The organism is Micromonospora sp. NPDC048887 (genome assembly GCF_040649715.1).
GTDB lineage: Bacteria > Actinomycetota > Actinomycetes > Mycobacteriales > Micromonosporaceae > Micromonospora.
In genome coordinates, this window is sequence record NZ_JBEZGA010000026.1 from 39,116 (window position 1) to 58,006 (window position 18,891).

General features: G+C 72.6%; 15 protein-coding genes. 10 read left to right on the forward strand and 5 right to left on the reverse strand.

What is annotated here, in order from left to right; translation table 11 throughout:
- Positions 1-2: 2 nt before the first annotated feature.
- The 4 genes from AB0C17_RS27830 to AB0C17_RS27845 form a co-directional block, all read right to left on the reverse strand.
- A complete protein-coding gene (locus tag AB0C17_RS27830) occupies positions 3-1,562 on the reverse strand; it encodes a CopD family protein (protein WP_357472955.1) in 1,560 nt (519 codons plus the stop codon).
- Between the two features lie 206 nt (positions 1,563-1,768).
- Positions 1,769-2,185 (reverse strand): hypothetical protein, encoded by a 417-nt coding sequence (locus tag AB0C17_RS27835; RefSeq protein WP_357472958.1) that lies wholly within the window; start codon positions 2,183-2,185, stop codon positions 1,769-1,771.
- A 25-nt stretch (positions 2,186-2,210) separates the two neighbouring features.
- A complete protein-coding gene (locus AB0C17_RS27840; protein ID WP_357472961.1) occupies positions 2,211-3,644 on the reverse strand; it encodes a fatty acid--CoA ligase family protein in 1,434 nt (477 codons plus the stop codon).
- The gene (locus tag AB0C17_RS27845) at positions 3,634-5,178 is read right to left on the reverse strand and encodes an NAD(P)-binding domain-containing protein (RefSeq protein WP_357384768.1); all 1,545 of its coding nucleotides are present in this window, start codon (positions 5,176-5,178) and stop codon (positions 3,634-3,636) included. Before AB0C17_RS27845 ends, AB0C17_RS27840 begins: the two co-directional genes overlap by 11 nt.
- A gap of 63 nt (positions 5,179-5,241) precedes the next feature.
- On the opposite strand from AB0C17_RS27845, the gene AB0C17_RS27850 reads away from it, so the two are divergent.
- Genes AB0C17_RS27850 through AB0C17_RS27880 form a run of 7 tightly spaced genes read left to right on the forward strand, consistent with a single transcriptional unit; the run spans position 5,242 to position 14,000 of the window.
- Complete coding sequence (locus AB0C17_RS27850; protein ID WP_357384770.1) at positions 5,242-6,729, forward strand: aromatic amino acid ammonia-lyase; 1,488 nt, start codon at positions 5,242-5,244, stop codon at positions 6,727-6,729.
- A 12-nt stretch (positions 6,730-6,741) separates the two neighbouring features.
- Entirely contained in the window at positions 6,742-8,307 is a 1,566-nt protein-coding gene (locus AB0C17_RS27855) for an NAD(P)-binding domain-containing protein (protein WP_357472965.1), read from the forward strand.
- Between the two features lies 1 nt (position 8,308).
- Positions 8,309-9,400 (forward strand): alpha-hydroxy acid oxidase, encoded by a 1,092-nt coding sequence (locus AB0C17_RS27860; RefSeq protein ID WP_357384774.1) that lies wholly within the window; start codon positions 8,309-8,311, stop codon positions 9,398-9,400.
- Complete coding sequence (locus tag AB0C17_RS27865) at positions 9,397-10,731, forward strand: cytochrome P450 (protein ID WP_357384776.1); 1,335 nt, start codon at positions 9,397-9,399, stop codon at positions 10,729-10,731. The genes AB0C17_RS27860 and AB0C17_RS27865 overlap by 4 nt, the downstream gene beginning before the upstream one ends.
- Positions 10,728-11,996 (forward strand): cation:proton antiporter, encoded by a 1,269-nt coding sequence (locus AB0C17_RS27870; RefSeq protein WP_357384778.1) that lies wholly within the window; start codon positions 10,728-10,730, stop codon positions 11,994-11,996. The genes AB0C17_RS27865 and AB0C17_RS27870 overlap by 4 nt, the downstream gene beginning before the upstream one ends.
- Before the next feature lie 52 nt (positions 11,997-12,048).
- Positions 12,049-12,720, forward strand: a complete 672-nt coding sequence (locus tag AB0C17_RS27875; RefSeq protein WP_357384780.1) for a response regulator transcription factor — start codon at positions 12,049-12,051, stop codon at positions 12,718-12,720.
- The gene (locus AB0C17_RS27880; protein WP_357384782.1) at positions 12,720-14,000 is read left to right on the forward strand and encodes a HAMP domain-containing sensor histidine kinase; all 1,281 of its coding nucleotides are present in this window, start codon (positions 12,720-12,722) and stop codon (positions 13,998-14,000) included. The genes AB0C17_RS27875 and AB0C17_RS27880 overlap by 1 nt, the downstream gene beginning before the upstream one ends.
- Here the strand turns inward: AB0C17_RS27880 and AB0C17_RS27885 are convergent.
- A complete protein-coding gene (locus AB0C17_RS27885; protein WP_357384784.1) occupies positions 13,960-15,075 on the reverse strand; it encodes a carboxypeptidase-like regulatory domain-containing protein in 1,116 nt (371 codons plus the stop codon). The genes AB0C17_RS27880 and AB0C17_RS27885 overlap by 41 nt on opposite strands.
- A 243-nt stretch (positions 15,076-15,318) precedes the next feature.
- On the opposite strand from AB0C17_RS27885, the gene AB0C17_RS27890 reads away from it, so the two are divergent.
- The 3 genes from AB0C17_RS27890 (at position 15,319) to AB0C17_RS27900 (ending at position 18,875) form a co-directional block, all read left to right on the forward strand.
- Positions 15,319-15,771: an OsmC family protein gene (locus AB0C17_RS27890; protein WP_357384786.1), complete on the forward strand. Its 453-nt coding sequence runs from the start codon at positions 15,319-15,321 to the stop codon at positions 15,769-15,771.
- 175 nt (positions 15,772-15,946) lie between these two features.
- A complete protein-coding gene (locus AB0C17_RS27895; protein WP_357384787.1) occupies positions 15,947-17,401 on the forward strand; it encodes a family 43 glycosylhydrolase in 1,455 nt (484 codons plus the stop codon).
- A gap of 25 nt (positions 17,402-17,426) precedes the next feature.
- The gene (locus AB0C17_RS27900; RefSeq protein ID WP_357472971.1) at positions 17,427-18,875 is read left to right on the forward strand and encodes a family 43 glycosylhydrolase; all 1,449 of its coding nucleotides are present in this window, start codon (positions 17,427-17,429) and stop codon (positions 18,873-18,875) included.
- Positions 18,876-18,891 lie beyond the last annotated feature (16 nt).

Consider the following 18,891-nt stretch of genomic DNA (forward strand, 5'->3'; position numbering starts at 1 on the left):
GCCTACGTGCCGGCGTTGACCAGGAGCGCGGTGGTCATCAGGACGGCCACCATCAGCGTCGCCTCCGCCAGCACCGTGTGGCGCAGGCGACGCATCCCGTCCGGCGTGGGATCGTCCAGCCGGGGCACCACCCGCCTGCTGTTGTAGAGCCCGACGACGGCGACGACCGCCACCAGCGCGACCTTGACCAGGAGCATCCGGCCCCAGCCGGTGCTCACCAGGTGACCCGGCCGGTCCAGGATCGCCACTGTCAACGCGACACCGGCGACACCCGTGAGCGCCACCGCCGCCGTGGCCGGAACGGAGAACCGCACCGCCATCTCCGCGGCGCCGGTCGGCACACCGAGACGCGCACGACCCAGCAGCAGGGCCGCCAGGAGCAGAACCCCGCCGACCCACACCGCCGCGGCGACGGTGTGCGCCACATCCGCCGCCACGACGATCGCCCGCGGTCGCGCGGTGACGGTGTGCCCGTCGAACAGGAACGACCCCACGAGCAGCGCCACCGTGACACCGAGGAGCACCGGCCGCGCCGCTCGCGCGCGAACCCGTTGCGCCTCGTCGCCGTTCGCGCCACCGGCGGGCGGCACCACCAGCGGGCGAGGGGCGGTCGGGATCGCGGCGACAGTCGCCACGGCGTGCCGCCCGACCGCGTGCCGGCCCCGGATCAGCGCCGCCTCCAGCGAACCGGCCGCGAGCAGCCCGGCCGCACCGACGAACCGCAGGCCCAGCCCGGCCGCCACCGGCGTACGGCTGAGCGCGGTCACCGCGTCCACACCGAACGCCGAGACGAGAGTGCCCTCGACGCTGAACGCCGCCGCCAGCGCGACGAGTTCGAGCAGCGTGCCGGCCACCACCGTCAGGCCGGCGGCCCGGACCCAGACCTGGACCAGCCGGATGTCGCCGCGCGTTCCCACCAACGTGGTCAACGCGAAGACCAGTCCGCCCACCCCGAGCAGGATCGCCCCGTAGGACAGCCACCGTCCCGTCGCGCCGACGAAGCGCACCGAACCCCGGTCGGCGTCGGCGGTGTACCCCACCGTGTGCCCGCCGGAGTGGACCGGCGGCGACGCCGAGGGAGGCGCCGGCGCACCGTGACCGGCATGCCCGGGTGGACCGTTGCTGTGCCGGGGGGTGGCTGTCGCGCTTGCCGGGGCCACGGTGAAGGTGACGTCGCCGGTCAGGGGGTGGGCGTCCGGGGCGGCCACGCTCCAGCGCAACGTGAACTGCCCGCCGGTCAGCGCGGTGGCCGGGTGCACCAGCCACGTACGGCCGTCGTCGGGGGTGTGACTGGTCACCGGAACGGCAGCACCCTCGCGGGAGAGCCGGAAGCCGGCCCCGGTGGGGGTGCCCGGGGCGCTGAACGTCAACCGGATCTGCGTGACCGCGCCGTCCACGCGCGCGCCGTCCGCCGGTACGACCTTGAGCAGCTTGAAGTGCGCGGCGGCGGGCGAGGCGAACCCGAGCACCAGGAACACCGCGGGACAGCACGCCAGCCACACGAGCAGCAGCCACCGCGCCGCGCCGCGCGCCGGCAGCCGGTGACGCCCTGGGAAAGGCACCGCTGATCCCTTCGTCAGGGAGACATGGACCCGGCGCCCATCGCTCCGACCAGATGCGGTCGCCATCCTAGGGGAACTACTAGCAGTCGGTAGTAGAGCGTCGGCCTGATCAAGCTCGTGGCCGAGCGGCGGTTCCGGTTTCGCCGGGCCGGATGCGGACCGAACCCGTCACGTCCTTGTTCCCGGAGACGGACGGAACCCGGTCTTCAGAACCGCACTCCCGCGTAGATCCGCGGCACGATCAGCGCGTACGCGAGGACGAGCGCGGCGACGGTGACCAACGGTGTGCCGACGAGCACCGCCGCCGACGCCACGCGGACCCGGGTGCGCAGCCCTGTGTGCATGTCGGGGGTCCGCGCCAGCACCACCAGCGCTGTGATCCACGTGGCGAGGCCGACAGTGGCGACGATGCCGAGCCACGACAGCAGCACCATGACGTTGGTCCCGAACCGGTCACCCGCGTCGCTGCCGTACTCCAGCAGGTACGGCCGGTTCCGCAGCCCGACCCAGAGGTTGACGCCCACGAACGCGGTTAGGGCGACGCACCACAGGGCGGCGAATCCGACGGCGGTGCCCCGCAGGCGGGTGCGGGTACGCTGCGCTGCCTCGTCGAGTACGGCCACGCACGGATGCTAGGCCATGGCTGGTTCACCTGATCGCCGCACGTTCCAGGGCGCGCTTGTCCGGCTTGCCACTCGGCCCCACCGGCACCCGGTCGATCGACTGGATGGTCCGGGGGACCGACGCTTGCCCCAGCGCCTCCGCCACCAGCGCACGCAGCCGTCCGGCATCGGGCACGTGATCGGCGGCGGGCACCACGTACGCGTGCACCGCCTCCCCGGTGACGTCGTCGGGACGGCCGACCACGTACGCCTCGGCGACAGCGGGGTCGGCGGCGAGCACCCGTTCGACCGGACCGGCGTACACCAGGTTGGCCTGCACGATGATGACGTCCCGGATCCGGCCGAGCAGGTGCAGGTAGCCGTCGGCGTCCAGCCGGGCCAGGTCGCGGGTGCGGACCCAGCCGTCGACGAAGACCTCGGCGGTCTCGGCCGGATCGTTCCAGTAGGCGGCGGCCTGCGCCGGGGTCCGGACGAACAGTTCCCCCTCGGTGGCGGGGCGGCCGTCGGCGTCCCGGATGGACAGCCCGGTCACCGGGGGAGGCCGGCCCACCGAGGCGAGGGCGGCCGGGTGTGCCAGCATCTCGGCCGGCGTCACCATGGTGATCATGCCGGTCTCGGTCTGGCCGTAGCCGTGGAAGACGACGGGCCCGAGCACGTCGAGGGCCTCGGCGAGCCGGCCCGGCGCGAGCGGGGAGCCGGAGACCAGCAGGGCCCGCAGGCTGCTCAGGTCGGCCGGGTCGGCGCGCTGGTCGCGCACGAGCTGGTTCAGCTTGCCCACGGTGATCACGCTCGCCGTCGCCCGGTGCCGGGCGATCATGCCGGGGAAACCAGGAGGGCGGGCCGCGACCACTGTGCCGCCCGCCGCCAGGGTGAGGATGCCGTACTCCAGCATCACCTGGCTGCTCAGCGAACCGAAGACGAGGTACCGCTGGAGCCGGGTGGCGAGGTCGGCGATCGCCGGGGGCCAGCGATCGGGGTACGGGGCCCAGGCCGCGCTCATCGCCGCGTACGTCTGCGCGCAGCCCTTCGGGCTGCCGGTGCTGCCGCTGGTCCAGATGATCCGGGCGACGTCGTCCGGGCGCCCGGCGGCGATCAGCCGCTTCCCGTCGTCGGGGCTGCGCGCCAGTTCGGCGACCCGGGCGTCGTCGAGCAGCAGCGTGTTCTCACCGAGCTGCCAGGCGCGGTGGGCCGGGCTCAGGTCGGGGCGGATCCCGGAGACCCGGGCGCCGACCGCGAACGCCGCGATGATCGTCGCGAACGCCTCCGCTGTGACGCCGAGCCGCAGGGCCACCCCGACGCCGGGGCCGGCCCCGGCGGCGCGGAGCCCGGCGGCGACGCGGCGGACCAGCCGGTACATCTGGGCGGTGGTGACGGTCCTCGCGCCCTCCTCGAAGACCGGACGGTCGTCGCCGGTGGCGAGCAGATCCAGTACGGGCTGTGGCCAGACCTCAGCCGGCATCGGAGAGCACGCCCTTGAGGAAGAGCACGAGTGGCTGGTGGTGCACGTCCGGCAGATTCCAGTGGTTCTCCAGGTTCTCCGCGAGGTGGTGCGCCGCGACGACCCGGCCGCCGCTGTGGACCCGGACGACGGGGTGCAGGTAGCTGGCGTCGTGGGCGTGCGCGGCGTCGTTCTCGGCGATCCGGGGCACCGTGATGTCGAACGGGTCGACCTGGTCGTGGTCCGGCCCGTACTCGAGCGTGACCACGAACGCGAACGGTTCCGGTCCCAGGCCGCCGTCGTTCAGGTACGCGACAGGCACCTCCTCGTGGTAGCGCGCGGTGTCGCCGGAGACCACGACGACGTCGCCGAGGACGGCGAACTGCTGCCACAGCGCCGAGGTGCGGTTGATCCGGGCGATGATCGCGTCGGCGATCGCCTCCGGGGTGACCTCCAGCGGCGTGCCGGGCCACGGCGTGCCGTGGTGGCGGGCGCCGAGGATCCGGTGCAGGGCCCGTACGCCGTACCGGAAGCCGTGGATGAACCCGTTCGTCGAGCGTTTGAAGTCGCGCTGCTGGGTGAGCGTGCCGGCGAAGTACAGGCCTGGTACGTTCACCGACTCGTACGCGGAGGTCTGCTCGGGAAAGCGGTCGTTGATGACGAGCCGTGGCCGGGCGGACGGGTCGAAGATGCTCGCGTCGAACCGGAATCCGGTGCAGAGGATGATCCGGTCGTAGTCGATCGGCCGGATCGCCTCGACGGTGCGGGCGTACCGGAAGTCGATCCGGTAGCCGCCGTCCTCGCGCCGGACGATCCGCTCGACGGTGCCGTCGAGTACCGCGTTCTGCGACTTGAGCTGGTACGTGTCGAGGAAGTTGTTGTTCACCGCGCGCAGGTGCCCGACGTAGTGCGACTGCCATGCCAGCTTGATCGAGTGCGGGCCGGCGACATGGATGACCGCCGCCGTCTCGACGAGCGCGTCGGCGGTCTCGAAGGCCGAGTTGCCCTTGCCGATGATGAGCACGCGCTGGTCGGTGAAGTCGTCCGGGTCGACGCTGACCGTGTCGTACCGTTCGGCCAGCTCGGCGCCCTCTATCGGCGGGACGTACAGCTGGGACACGCCGGTGGCGACCACCACCCGGCGGGCGGTGACCGTCTCGTCGCCGGCGCGCACGGTGAACAGGTCGCCGTCGCGCGCGACGCCGGTGACCCGGGTGTCGTATCTGACCCGCAGCCCGCGGGCGACGTCGGCCAGGTAGCGCACCAGGTCCTCGGCGTCGGGGAAGTAGCGCCGGCTGTAGTTCTTGAACAGCAGCGCCGGATCGTCGGTGAGCAGTGAGTTCCAGTCCGCGCGCAGGTTGAACTCCGGATCGTCGGAGCCGGTCCAGACCTTGTTGATCGAGATGAGTTGCCGGTGCCGGGGATAGGTGGTGAAGAACGTGCCCGGCGCCGGGCCGGCCTCCACGACCAGATAGTCGCGGCCGTCGCGCTCGAGCAGGTGAGCGAGCTGCAACCCGGCCGGTCCGGCTCCGATGATCAGATAGTCGAGCGTCATGCGACGCAACGTATCGACCCGATCTCAGAGCGCTCTGAGAATCCGTCTCTAGGGTCCGGTCGCATGACGACAGAGGTCGACCTCGGGGTTCCACTGCGGATCGCCGACCTGCGCGCCGCCCGCGACCCGATCAAGATCGTGGTCGGTCCGCGGGTCCGCGATCGGGTCACCGCCGCCCGTACCTTCCTGGCGACGGTGCTCGGCGACGACCGCGCGGTGTACGGCGCCACCACCGGCTTCGGCGCGCTCGTCGGGTACGCGGGCCGCGCCGACCTGCGCGACCAGGCCGACAACACGCTCGCCCACCTCGGCGCGGGCCAGGGCCCGGACCTCGATCCGGAGGTGGTCCGCGCGACGGTGCTGCTGCGGGCCGCGTCGCTGGCCCGGGGCGCGTCGGGGGTCTCCCCGCACGTGATCGACGCCCTCGCGGCGATGCTCGCGACCACGTTCGTCCCCGCGATGCCCCGGCTGGGTTCGGTCGGTGCCAGCGGCGACCTGATCCCGCTGGGCGCGGCCGCACAGGCGCTGCGCGGCCGTGGCCACGCCTACCTGGACGGGGTACGGCTACCGGCCGCCGAGGCGCTGGAGCGGGCCGGCCTGGAACCGCTGCCGCTGGACGGCCGGGACGCTCTCGCCCTGGTGAACGGCACCTCGCTGACCACCGCGGCGACGGCGCTGGCGCTGGACGCGGTCCGCGCCGCGCACCTGGCGGTCCAGGTGCTCACCTGCCTGCTCGCCGACCTGCTCGGCAGCGGCACGCAGTTCATCGACGCCCGGCTGCTACGCGCGTACGGCCATCCGGGCGCCATCGACGTGGGCGCGCGGATGCGCCGGGTCAGCGCCGGGCTCGTCGCGTCCGGCACACGCCCGCTCCAGGAGCCGTACAGCATCCGGTGCACGCCGCAACTGCTCGGCGCCGCCGAGGACGCCCTGCGTTACGTCGACGCCGTCGTCGCCGCCGACCTCGCGAGCGTCACCGACAACCCGTTGTTCTTTCCCGGCGACGACCTCGTCGTGCACGGCGGGAACTTCTTCGGGCAGCCGGCCGCGTTCGCCGCCGACGTGCTGTCGATGGTCGTGGCGCAGGTCGGCAACCTCGCCGAACGGCAACTCGACCTGCTCGTCGACCCGAACCGCAACGGCGGCCTGCCGCCGATGCTGGCCGCCGGGCCGGGACAGCAGCACGGGCTCCAGGGGGTGCAACTGGCGGCGACCGCGCTGATCACCGAGATCCGCCGGGACACCATGCCGGCGAGCATCCAGAGCGTGCCGACGAACCTGCACAACCAGGACGTCATCCCGCTCGGCACCCAGGCCGCGCTGCGGGTGCTGGACCAGGCCCGGCTGCTGCGCCTCGTCGTCGGGTCGCTCGCGCTGGGGCTGCGCCAGGCCGCCTACGTCGGTGCGCGTACGCCGACCGCGCCCGGCTGTGCCGAGGCGCTGGCCGCGCTGGCCGCGGCCGTACCCCCGGTCGACCCGGACCGGCCGCTCGACGGTGACGTGCGGCGCGCGGCCGACGTGATCGCTGATCTCTCCGTTTCTCTTTCCTGAGGGTGGACGCACATGACGCTCGACTACCTGATCGTCGGAGCCGGTCCGGCCGGCCTGCAACTCGCCGCGCTGCTGGAGGCCGACGGCAAGCGTGACTATCTGGTCCTGGAACAGGCGGACATCCCGGGTGCGTTCTTCGCCACCCATCCCCGCCACCGGCAACTGATCTCCATAAACAAGCCGCACACCGGCTCGGACGACCCGGAGCTGAACCTGCGGCTGGACTGGAACTCGCTGCTCAGCGACGACCCGGCGCTGCGGTTCACCGGCTACACCGAACGGTACTTCCCGGACGCCGACGTGATGGTCCGCTACCTGGCGGACTTCGCCGCGAAGACCGGGGCGCGCGTGCGGTACGGCACCCGGGTGACGTCGGTCGGCAGGGTCGACGGGCTGTTCGAGGTCCGGGCGGGGGAGGAGGTCTTCCGGGCGCGACGGCTGATCGTCGCCACCGGCGTCTCCCGGCCGTACCTGCCGGCGATCCCGGGACTGGAACTGGCCGAGCAGTACGCGGACATGTCCGTCGACCCGCGCGACTACCTCGACCAGAAGGTGCTGATCATCGGCAAGGGGAACTCCGCGTTCGAGACGGCGGACAACCTGATGGAGACCACCACGCTGATCCACGTCGCCGGGCCGAGTTCGGTGCGGATGGCCTGGCGCACCCACTACGTCGGGCACCTGCGCGCGGTGAACAACAACTTCCTGGACACGTACCAGCTGAAGTCGGCGAACGCGATCCTCGACGGCGAGGTCAAGCGCATCGAACGCGACGGCACCGGCTTCACCGTGACGTTCTCGTTCTCCCGGGCGAACGAGGTGGTCAAGGAGCTGTGGTACGACCGCGTTCTCGTCTGCACCGGGTTCGCCTTCGACGCGTCCATCTTCGACGACACGTGCCGGCCGGCGCTCGCGATCAGGGACCGCTTCCCGGCGCAGACCCCGGAGTGGGAGTCGGTGAACGTCCCCGGCCTGTTCTTCGCCGGCACCATCACCCAGGAACGGGACTTCAAGCGCTCGACGAGCGGCTTCATCCACGGCTTCCGGTACGGCGTGCGGGCGCTGCACCGGATCCTGGAGCGACGGTACGGGGACACGCCGTGGCCGGCGGAGAAGCTCGACGCCACCCCGGAGTCGATCGCCGACGCCGTCATCGCGCGGGTCAACCGCACCTCCGCCCTGTGGCAGCAGTTCGGCTTCCTCGGTGACGTGGTCACGGTGGCCGGGTCCGAGGCGCGCTACCACGACGAGGTGCCGGTCGAGTACTTCACCGGCACCGGCCTGCGCACCGCCGACCACGACTACGCGCACGCCTTCGTCGTCACCCTCGAGTACGGCCCCGAGCACGACCGGGTGGACCCGTTCGACGTCACGGTCAACCGGATCGCCCAGGACGTGCCCGGCCAGGCTCACGACGCCGCGTACCTGCACCCGGTGGTCCGTCACCACCACGCGGGCCGGGTCGTCGCCACCCATCACCTGGCGGAGAACCTGGAGAACCGGTGGGACCGGCCGCAGACGCACGTCGCGCCGCTCGTCGCGTTCCTCGGCCGCTGCCTGAGCAGTGCCGAGCGTTGAGATGCGTCCGTTCGAGGGCGCGGCGCCGCCCGGTTCCGCGCTGGACGGTCCGGCGCTGAACCTGGCCGACCTGGCCGCCGACGCCCGGGCCCGCCTGGACCCGGTGCACTGGGACTTCTTCTCCGGTGGGGCCGGCGAGGAGCGTACGGTCCGCGCCAACGAGGCGGCGTTCGCCCGGCGCTACGTGGTGCCCCGCGTCCTGCGCGGCGCGAGCCGGCGCGACCTGCGGATCTCGCTGCTCGGCAGCCGGATCTCGATGCCGGTGCTGATCGCGCCGACCGCGTTCCACCGGCTGGCCCACCCCGAGGGCGAGGTGGCCACGGCACGCGCCGCCGCCGAGGCGGGCACGGTCATGGTGGTCAGCATGGCGGCCACCCGGCCGGTCGAGGAGATCGCCGCGGCCGGGGGGCCGCTCTGGTTCCAGCTCTATCCGCAGACGGACCTCGACTTCACCGCGTCAGTGGTACGGCGGGCGGAGAAGGCCGGCTGCACCGCTCTGGTCGTCACGGTCGACTCGCCCGTGTTCGGCCGGCGGGAACGCGACCTGCGGCACGGCTTCGTCGACCTGCCGGCCGGGCTGGTCTGCGAGAACATGCGCGACGCGACCGGCCGGGTGCGCGACATCGGCATGGACGCCGGGCTGGACTGGGCGCGGATCGCCTGGCTGCGCGAGGTCACCACGATGCCGATCCTGCTCAAGGGGGTGCTGCATCCGGCGGACGCGGCGCTGGCCGTCTCGTACGGCGTCGACGGTCTGCTCGTCTCCAACCACGGCGGCCGGCAGCTCGACGGCGCACTCGCCACCCTCGACGCGTTGCCCGCCGTCGTCGAGGCCGTCGCGGGGCGGCTGCCGGTGCTGCTCGACGGCGGGGTCCGCCGGGGGTCCGACGTGCTGGTGGCGCTGGCGCTGGGCGCGAGCGCGGTGCTCGTCGGCCGTCCGGTGGTCTGGGGGCTCGCGGCCGGCGGCGCCGCCGGGGTACGTCACGTGCTCGACCTGCTGCACGCCGACCTCGACCGGGCGCTGGCGCTGGCCGGCGCGACCGGGCCGGCGGACCTGCGCGTTGACCTGGTCGCCACGGTGGCAGCCGGATGAGCGCCCTGATCGTCCTGATGGTCCTGGCGGGGATCGCGTGGACCGTGCCGTACTGGCTGCCCCGGACGGTGGTCCGTCTGCGCGAGTGGGTGTTCGTCACCGTCAACGGCGCCGAGGGCGTCCCGGTGCCGGGTCCGACAGTCGGCATGGAGCACTTCGAGCGCGTGTACGCCGATCCGGCGGCGGACGGCCGCAGCCGGGGTGCCGGACTGTCCGACCTGTTCTGGTACTGGCTGGCGCCCGGGCCGCACATGCACCAGGAGCATCTGGAGCCGGGCGACCGCTACCGGACGGTGGCCGCCACCACCCGGCGCGTGCTCGCCGTACGCCGTCAGCGCTGCGACGACCTCGCGACCGCCGCCACCCGGCGTGCGCTCGACCGGCTGCCGGCCGGCCGGACCAGCCACGTCCGGCTGCGCGACCTGATGATGCCGGTCTGGGCCGAGGTCTACTACGAACTCGTCTTCGGCGAGGCGTGCCCGCCGGACGCGCGGGCGTTGATCGTCACCAACGCCGAGGACGTGGTCAACGGGCTCAAGTGCACCGGCCTGCGGCACATGCGGCGGCGCGACCGGCTGACCCGGTATCTGCGCGACCGGATCGAGGCGGGGACCTGCCCGGTGACGCTGCCGCCGCCGTTCACCACGCAGGAGACGGCCTGGTACCTCCAGGGCGCCTTCTTCAACACCGCAGTGGTGCAGATGTCCGAGGCGACGGCGCACGTGCTGCTGGCTCTCGCCACGCATCCCGGCGTCCAGCGGGGACTCGACGACGACGAGGCGCTGGACCGGGTGATCGACGAGACGCTGCGGGTGCACCCGCTCTTCGGCGTCGCGCACCGGATCACGTCCGCGCCGATCACGCTGCCCGACGGGGTGTCCCTGCCCGCCGGAACGGTGCTGCTCTTCAACTACCTGGCGTTCCACCGGGGCGGGTCGGCCGGCGACGACCGGTTCGACCCGGACCGGTGGCTCACGCTCAAACGTGCCGACGCGCACTTCATCCCGTACGGGGTCACCGCGAACCGGGCCTGCCCGGCGCGCGGGGTCGCGCCGGTGATGATGCGCGCCGCGATCCGCGAGGTGCTGCGCCGGTACGTGCTCACCTCCTCGGCCTCGCACACCCGGTCGATGCCCAGCCGGGGTCCGGCCTACCTGACGCCGGCCGGGCGCACCGGCCCGGGGCGGCTGCGGCTGGCCGCGATGCGGTCGCGGGACCGGTGGGCCGACGTGGGCCGCAGTGTCCGGCAACTGGTGTTCGGCACCTGGATGGTGGTCGACGCCCGCCGGCAGCGGTTGTGCACCGACTATTTCGAGAGGGCTGTCCGATGACACCAACTGAGCTCGCGCCACGGTTCTTCATCGCGGTCACGGTGATCCTGATCTTCTGCAAAGGAGTCGCCTGGCTGCTCGGCAAGGCGGGTCAGCCGGCAGTGGTCAGCGAGATGCTCGCCGGCGTACTCCTCGGGCCGTCGCTGCTGGGGCTCCTCCTGCCGGACGTGCAGGACGCCCTGTTCCCGGCCCCCCTGCTCCCGGTCCTCTACGTCGTGGGTCAGGTCGGCCTGGTGCTGTTCATGTTCCAGGCCGGGTACGCGTTCAGCGCCCACCGGGTCACCGGGCTCGCCGGCACCGCCGGCGTGATCTCCCTGGCCGGGGTCACCGCGCCGCTCCTTCTGGGGGTGCTGCTGGTCCCGGTGGCCGCCGGTGCCGTGCCGATCCAGGCCGAGGGGACGTCCCTCGGCGTCTCGGCCGCGTTCGTCGGCGTCGCCCTGGCCATCACCGCGTTCCCGATGCTGGCCCGGATCATCACCGAGCACGGGCACGCCGGCACCCGGCACGGCACCCTCTCCCTGGCCAGTGGCGCGATCGACGACGTGGTCGCCTGGATCATGCTGGCCGCCGTACTGGCCTTCGCCTCCGGCCGGGCCGGTCCCGCGATCGTCACCGCGGGCGGGGCGATCCTGTTCGCGCTGGTGCTCTGGTTCGGCGGGCGGCCGGTCGCCTCCACGCTGATGGGCCACCGTGCCCTCAACGACCGGGCCCGCCTGCTCGGCACCGTCGCCCTGCTCTTCCTGGTCGCCTGGTACACCGACGAGATCGGCCTGTACGCGGTCTTCGGCGCGTTCGCGGTCGGCGTGGTGATGCCCCGCACCGCCAACACCGACCGGGTGGTGGACACGCTCACCCCGGTCGCGGCGACGCTCTTCCTGCCGTTGTTCTTCACGTACTCGGGCCTGCGGACGGAGTTCGGCCTGCTCGCCTCCCCGCCGGTGCTGTTGTTCGCGCTGGCCTGCGTGACGGCGGCGATCGTCGGCAAGTTCGGCGCCTGCTGGGCGGCGGCCCGGCTCCGCGGCGAACCGCAGGGTGTCGCGCTGCGGGTCGGCGCGCTGATGAACGCCCGCGGTCTGATGCAGCTCATCGCGCTGAACGTGGGACTGGAGGCGGGCATCGTGAACCCGTCGCTGTTCACCGTGCTGGTGCTTGTCGCGTTGGTCACCACGCTGATGACCACGCCGGCGCTGAGCTGGATCGAGCGCCGCGAGGCCCGCCGGCCCGATCCGGTGCGCGCACCAGCGCTCGCGGTTTCAGATAGTTGAAGAGGCAAATACCAGTGCGTGCATCGGTCGCTATCTATGAGATCGTTAACATATGCGGGGCGGAAGATCGAACCGGCTGCTGCTGGTCGAGGACGACACGGACCTGACCGAGATGCTCACCGAGACGCTCGGCCACGAGGGCTATCTCGTCGACCGGGCCTTCGACGGCCAGCGCGGGCTGCACCTCGGACTCACCCGGTCGTACGACGTGATGGTCATCGACCGGATGCTGCCGGCGCTCGACGGCCTCGACTTGGTCACCCGGCTGCGCGCCCGGGCGGTTCCGGCCCGGACCCTGATGCTCACCGCGCTCGGCACCGTCGACGACCGGATCGCCGGGCTGGACGCGGGCGCCGACGACTACCTGGTCAAGCCCTTCGACCTCGACGAGCTGAGCGCCCGGGTCCGGGCGCTGTGCCGGCGCACGTCCGAACCGACGGACGTGCTGCCGATCGGCGCCGGGCAGCTCGACCTGGGGCAGCGGGACGCGGTGCTGCCCGACGGCACCCGGGTGGCGCTGTCCACCCGCGAGTTCGAACTGCTGCGGGTGCTGGCGGCCCGGCCGAGCACCGTGCATCCCCGGGCCGCGCTGCGACGTAGGGTCTTCGAGGAGGCGGCGGGGGCCTCGGTGGTGGACACCTACGTCTACTACCTCCGCCGCAAACTCGGCCGGCCGGTGGTACGCACCGTGCACGGGTTCGGCTACCGCCTCGGGACGCTCTGATGGAGGCGGCCGAGCAGGCGGTCGTCCGCCGGACGCGGCTGCGCATCGGCCTGCTCGTCGGCCTGACCATCGGCGCCCTGCTGCTGCTGGGCGGCGGCATCTCGTACGCGGTCCTGGTCCGCAGCCAGGAGGCGCAGATCCAGCGCGAGCTGGAGTGGGGCACGGAACACGGCGCGATCGCCGGCCCGCCCGCGTGCAGCTGGATCTTCCGGTACGACGGCGTCACGGTGCGCACCGGCACGAACCCGCCGCCCCCGGGCTTCCCGTTACGCGGGGCGCTGGACACCGTGGCGGCCACCCGGCACACCGAGACCACCACCGTTTCGCGTAACGGCACCACCTATCACGTGCGTACCGAGGCTCGCGGCGACGACGTGGTCCAGGCCGTGTTCGACGCCCGGTTCCAGCTGTCCGACCGGCGGCATCTGCTGCTCGCGTTCAGCCTCGCGGCGGCAGCCGGGCTGCTCGCCGCCATGCTCACCGGTGTGCTCGTCGGTCGCCGGGCCGTCGCACCGCTCGCGGAGGCGCTGACCCGGCAGCGCCGCTTCGTCGCGGACGCCAGCCACGAACTGCGAACCCCGATCGCGCATGTGCACACCCGGGCCCAGCTGATGGCGCGGCGGGCGCGCGACGACGGCACCGCCACGAACCTGGACGACCTGGAACGGCTGGTCGGCACCACCCGCCGGCTCGGCGAGATCGTCGACGACCTGCTGCTCTCGGCCCGGCTCGCCGCCGCGCCCGCGGACCGGGAACCGGATCCGCAGGTCGATCTCACCTCGCTGGTCGGGACGACCGTCGCCGCCGAGAGCGACCGCGCCGCCGAACGCCGGGTCACCCTCACCCTGGACACTCCCGGCGACCCACTGCCGGTGCCGGGTGTCGAGTCGGCCCTGCGCCGGGTCGTCGGGGAACTGCTCGCGAACGCGCTGGCCCACACTCCCGCGGGAGGCCGGATCGACGTGACGCTCCGGGCCGTCGGCGACGCCGCCGAGTTCGTGATCGCCGACACCGGGAAGGGCTTCGACCAGGCGGACGCCCGGCGGATCTTCGACCGGTTCCACAGGGGCGCGGGTGCCGGGGACCGCCGCTTCGGCCTGGGGCTGGCCCTGCTCCAGGAGGTCGTCACGAGCCACCACGGCACCATCGAGGCCGAGGGACGCCCAGGGCGGGGAGCCCGATTCACCGTACGCCTTCCCGTGACGGGCCCGCCGAGCCCCACCGGGAGGGTGTCGCGGATCAGGAACCGTCGGATGTGGCAGGTGGGAGCCGGTACGTGAGCGCCGGATCGTGCGGCGGGTTCTCCGGCCTGCCCGACCGGCCGGGCACGACGTGCAGGATCGCGGTCGGAGCGTCGGCCAAGCCGCCGGCCGGCTGCCAGGTCGCCGGGGGAGCGGCCTCCGCCACCGCGCTCGGTGCGTTCCTCCGCCGCACCAGCACCAGTGCGAGCGCGCCCAGGCCCGCGGCGACCAGCAGGCCGCCCAGGAGGAACATCGACGTACTGCCGCCCTCGTCGCTGACGGCCTTGAGCGTGGGCGGCGCGGCCGCGGGGGTGCCGTCGTCGTCCCCTGCCGCGAGAGGGCTCGCCTCCGCGGTGGGCGACGGCGGCGTCGTGGCCGGCGTTGCCACGGCGGAAAGGGTCAGCCGTACGGTGGCGACGTCACCGGCGCTGCCGCGTACGGTCGTGCGGGCGGAGCGGTAGCCGTCCATGCTTGCTCGGACCGTGATGGGTCCCTCGGCGATCGTCTTGCCGGCGCCGGACGTGATCGAGAACTGGCCGCTGCGGTTGCTGGTCGTCCGGTACTCGTGGCCCGCGCTGTCCCGGATGGTCAGGTCCGCGCCGTCGATCGCCTTTCCGTCGGCGTCGCGGACCCGGCCGGAGACGCCGCTGACTCCGGCCGTCGCCTCGGCCGCACCGGACGGCGACGCACCCGGGCCGTGCACGTAGACCAGCTTGTAGGCGTAGCTGTTCTGCCCGGCCAGCCGCACCCCGACCGAGATGTTGAGCCCGGTGGTCTCGCCCGCGCGGGCATCCGGGGCGACGAGCGTCGCGTCGAAGGTCCGGCTCTCGCCGGGCCCGAGGTTCGGCTCCGCCCGGCATCCGGCGGTGCACCGCAGGCCGCCGCCGACCACCACCACGGCCTTCTCGGCCCGGCGTCCGTTGTTCGTCACGCGGAACCGCACGCGTACCGCCTCGCGGGGTTTCACGTTCTCCGCCGACACGCTCAGGATGCTCACCGTCTCCGGTGCGGCCGGCGCGGCCGTCGAGGGTGCCGCCGGCAGCGCGAGCGTCCCGGCGGTCAGCGTGACAACTGCCGCCGCCCGGGTCCATCGGACACGTGAGCGCGTCGTCACTTCCCACCACCTTCGCCGATATTGGCAACACCGGTCGATGGAGCCGCGGCCACTATGCCCTGTGCGAGACGTGTTGCGCGACCCGGTCCCGAGTGCGGTGGGTCTTCTCCCGCTGCGGGCAGCGCCTGACGTCGACCGGCGGCCGTGCCGACCGGTGGGTGAGGCGGTCCGCCGCGGTCCCCGCCGCTCGTCACGAGGACGGTCCGGTGGGTCGGCCGTCGGCCCGGTCGGTAGGTTCGTGGCATGAGTGAGGACACCTTCCGGTCGGTGGAGATCGAGCGCACCAGCGTGGGCAGATACGTCGCGCGCAACGCCCGTGGCGGCGAGCTGTCCATGGGTACGGGGGAGGACGCGACCTTCACGCCCGTGGAGCTGCTGCTCGCGGCGCTCGGTGGCTGCACCGCCGTCGACGTCGACCACGTGACCAGCCGTCGTGCCGAACCGACCCGGTTCGCGGTCACGGTGACCGGCGACAAGATCCGTGACCCGGAGGCCGGGAACCGGATGGAGAACCTCACCGTCACCTTCGCGGTGACGTTCCCGGCCGGCGCGGACGGTGACCGGGCCCGCGAGGCGCTGCCCCGCTCGCTGCGGCAGTCCCACGACCGTCTCTGCACCGTGTCGCGGACCGTGGAGCTGGGCACGCCCGTATCGATCGTGGACGGCAACGACCCGGGCGCGACCGGGTCCCGATAACCACGGAAGCCGCGCCGGAGGCAGCGCGACCGAGCCGTCCCGGCCGGCGCTTACCTTGACAGACGTCGATGTTATCGCAAACATGGCTGGTAACCCGGACGTAACACCGCCGCCATGATCCTTGTGCCTGATCGTGACCTCGGGAGCCGGAGGCGACCACGCGCAGGAGGTTTCCGTGACAGGGACCGCTCGGAGGACGCGTACGGCGGCGGCCCTGGCCTCGGCGGCGCTGCTCCTCGCCGCGGGGGTGGTGGCCGGGATGCCACCGGCGTCGGCGGCGACAGTGGACACGTCCGCGTCGTACGTGGTCGTGAACCGGCACAGCGGCAAGGCGATGGACCTGTACGACTGGTCGACGGCGGAGAACGCGCCGGTGAACCAGTGGACGCGCAACGACCTCGCGGTGCAGCAGTGGCAGTTCGTGGACGTCGGCGGCGGGTTCTACAAGGTGCGGTCCCGGCACAGCGGGAAGGTGCTGGAGTTGCCGGACGGTGGCGACGGCACCCAGCTCGTGCAGAGCACCGACCGGTCGTCGGCCACGCAGCAGTTCCGGTTGCGGGACTCCGCGGGCGGGTTCGTGCGGTTCGTGAACCGGCAGTGGGGCAAGGTCGTCGACGTCTGGGAGTGGTCGACCGCGGACGGTGGGCGGCTGGCCGGTTACGCCGATCTGGACGGCGCAAACCAGCAGTGGCAACTGATCCGGCTGGGCGGTGGCACGCCGACCACGCCCGCGCCGACCACCCCGGCACCGGCCTACCCGCAGCCCGGCCGGGTGACCGGGGACATCGGCGTCCACGACCCCACTGTGGTCAAGCGGCCCGACGGCACCTACGTCGTCGCGCACACCGGTGACGGCATCACGCTGAAGACGTCCACCGACCGGATCGCCTTCCGCAACGCCGGCGCCGCCTTCCCCGGTGGCGCGCCGTGGACCACCACGTACACCGGGGGAGCGCGCAACCTGTGGGCGCCGGACCTGTCGTACCGCAACGGGCGCTACTACCTGTACTACTCGGCGTCGACGTTCGGCTCCAACCGCTCGGCGATCTTCCTCGCCACCAGCACCACCGGGAACGCCGGGAGCTGGACCCACGAAGGGCTGGTCGTCGAGTCGCGGACCACTGACGACGTCAACGCCATCGACCCGAACCTCACCGTCGACGACCAGGGCCGCTGGTGGCTCACCTTCGGCTCGTTCTGGTCCGGCATCAAGATGATCCCGATCGACCCGGCCAGCGGACGCCGGCTCGGCACCGCCGTCTACGCGCTCGCGAACTACGGCCCCGGCATCGAAGCGCCCGTCCTGGTCAAGCGCGGTGCCTGGTACTACCTGTACGTCTCGTTCGACCGCTGCTGCCAGGGCGCCGCCAGCACGTACCGGATCATGGTCGGTCGTTCGGCGAGCCCCACCGGGCCGTTCGTGGACCGCGCGGGCCGGGACATGCTGGCCGGGGGCGGCACGCAGATCCTGGCGTCGCACGGCAGCGTGCACGGCCCCGGCCACCAGGCGGTCCTCGCCGACACCGACGGCGACGTCCTCTTCTACCACTACTACGCCGACAACGGCGCGTCACTGCTCGGCGTCAACCGCATCGGCTACGACGCCGCTGCCTGGCCCTACGTGTACTGATCTCCGGCTACCTGGGAGGGCGCGCATGTCGCCTCGGCACCTACTCCGCCCGATCCTGGCCGCGGCGCTCGCGCTGCTCACCACCTCAGCCGGCCTCGCCGTGCCCGGCCCCGCGTCGGCCGCGCCCGCGGTGAGCTACACCAACCCGCTGGTGAACCAGCGGGCCGACCCGCACATCGTCCGGCACACCGACGGCTACTACTACATGACCGCGACGGTGCCGCAGTACGACCGGATCGTGCTCCGGCGGGCCACCACCCTCCAAGGGCTCGCCACCGCCACCGAGACGACGATCTGGCGCCGGCACACCAGCGGCGAGATGGGCGCCCACATCTGGGCCCCGGAGATCCACTTCATCAACGGCAGATGGTACGTCTACTTCGCCGCCGGGCGGACCGACGACGTGTGGCGGATCCGGATGTACGTGCTGGAGAACGCGAGCGCGAACCCGCTGACCGGCTCGTGGACCGAACGCGGCCGGATCACCACGCCGTGGGACACGTTCAGCCTCGACGCCTCGACCTTCGTGGTGAACGGGGTGCGCTACCTGACCTGGGCCCAGCAGGAACCGGGCATCACCACCAACTCCAACGTCTACCTGGCCCGGATGGGCCCCGAACCGTGGCAGATCACCGGTCCGGTCGCCCGGCTGGTCGTGCCGGCGTACGACTGGGAGACCCGCGGCTACCGCGTCGCCGAGGGACCGACGGTGATCCAGCGCAACGGCCGGGTCTTCCTCACGTACTCGGCCAGCGCCACCGACGCGAACTACTGCCTCGGCATGCTCACCGCGTCGGCCCGCGCGAACCTGCTCGACCCCGCCGCCTGGAGCAAGAGCCCGGTCCCCGTGTTCGCCAGCAACGCCGCCACCGGCCAGTACGGCCCCGGCCACAACTCCTTCACCGTCTCCGAGGACGGGCAGAGCGACATCCTAGTCTACCACGACCGCGACTACCGGGACATCAGCGGTGACCCGCTCAACGACCCGAACCGGCGGACCCGGATCCAGAAGCTGTACTGGAACGCCGACGGCACCCCGAACTTCGGCGTCCCCGTACCGGACGGGGCCACCCCGGTCCGGCTGCGCTCGCACGACCTGACCACGAGCTACGTCCGGCACTACGACTACCGGGCCCGGGTCGAGCCGAACGTCAGCAACCTCGCCGACTCGCAGTTCCGTGTCGTCCCCGGCCTCGCCGGCGCCGGATCGGTGTCGCTGGAGTCGACGAACTTCCCCGGCTACTACCTGCGGCACCGGGCCTTCGCCCTCTACGTCGAACGCGACGACGGCTCGGCCCTGTTCGACGGCGACGCGAGCTTCCAGCGCCGCACCGGCCTTGCCTCGGCCGACGGGCTGTCGCTGGAATCGCAGAACTATCCCGGCCGGTACGTCCGCCACCGGGACGGACTGCTCCAGCTCGAGACGGTGGGTACGAGCGCCGACCGGGCGGCGGCCACCTTCCACCTGGAGTAGGCGCCCCGGAACCGCT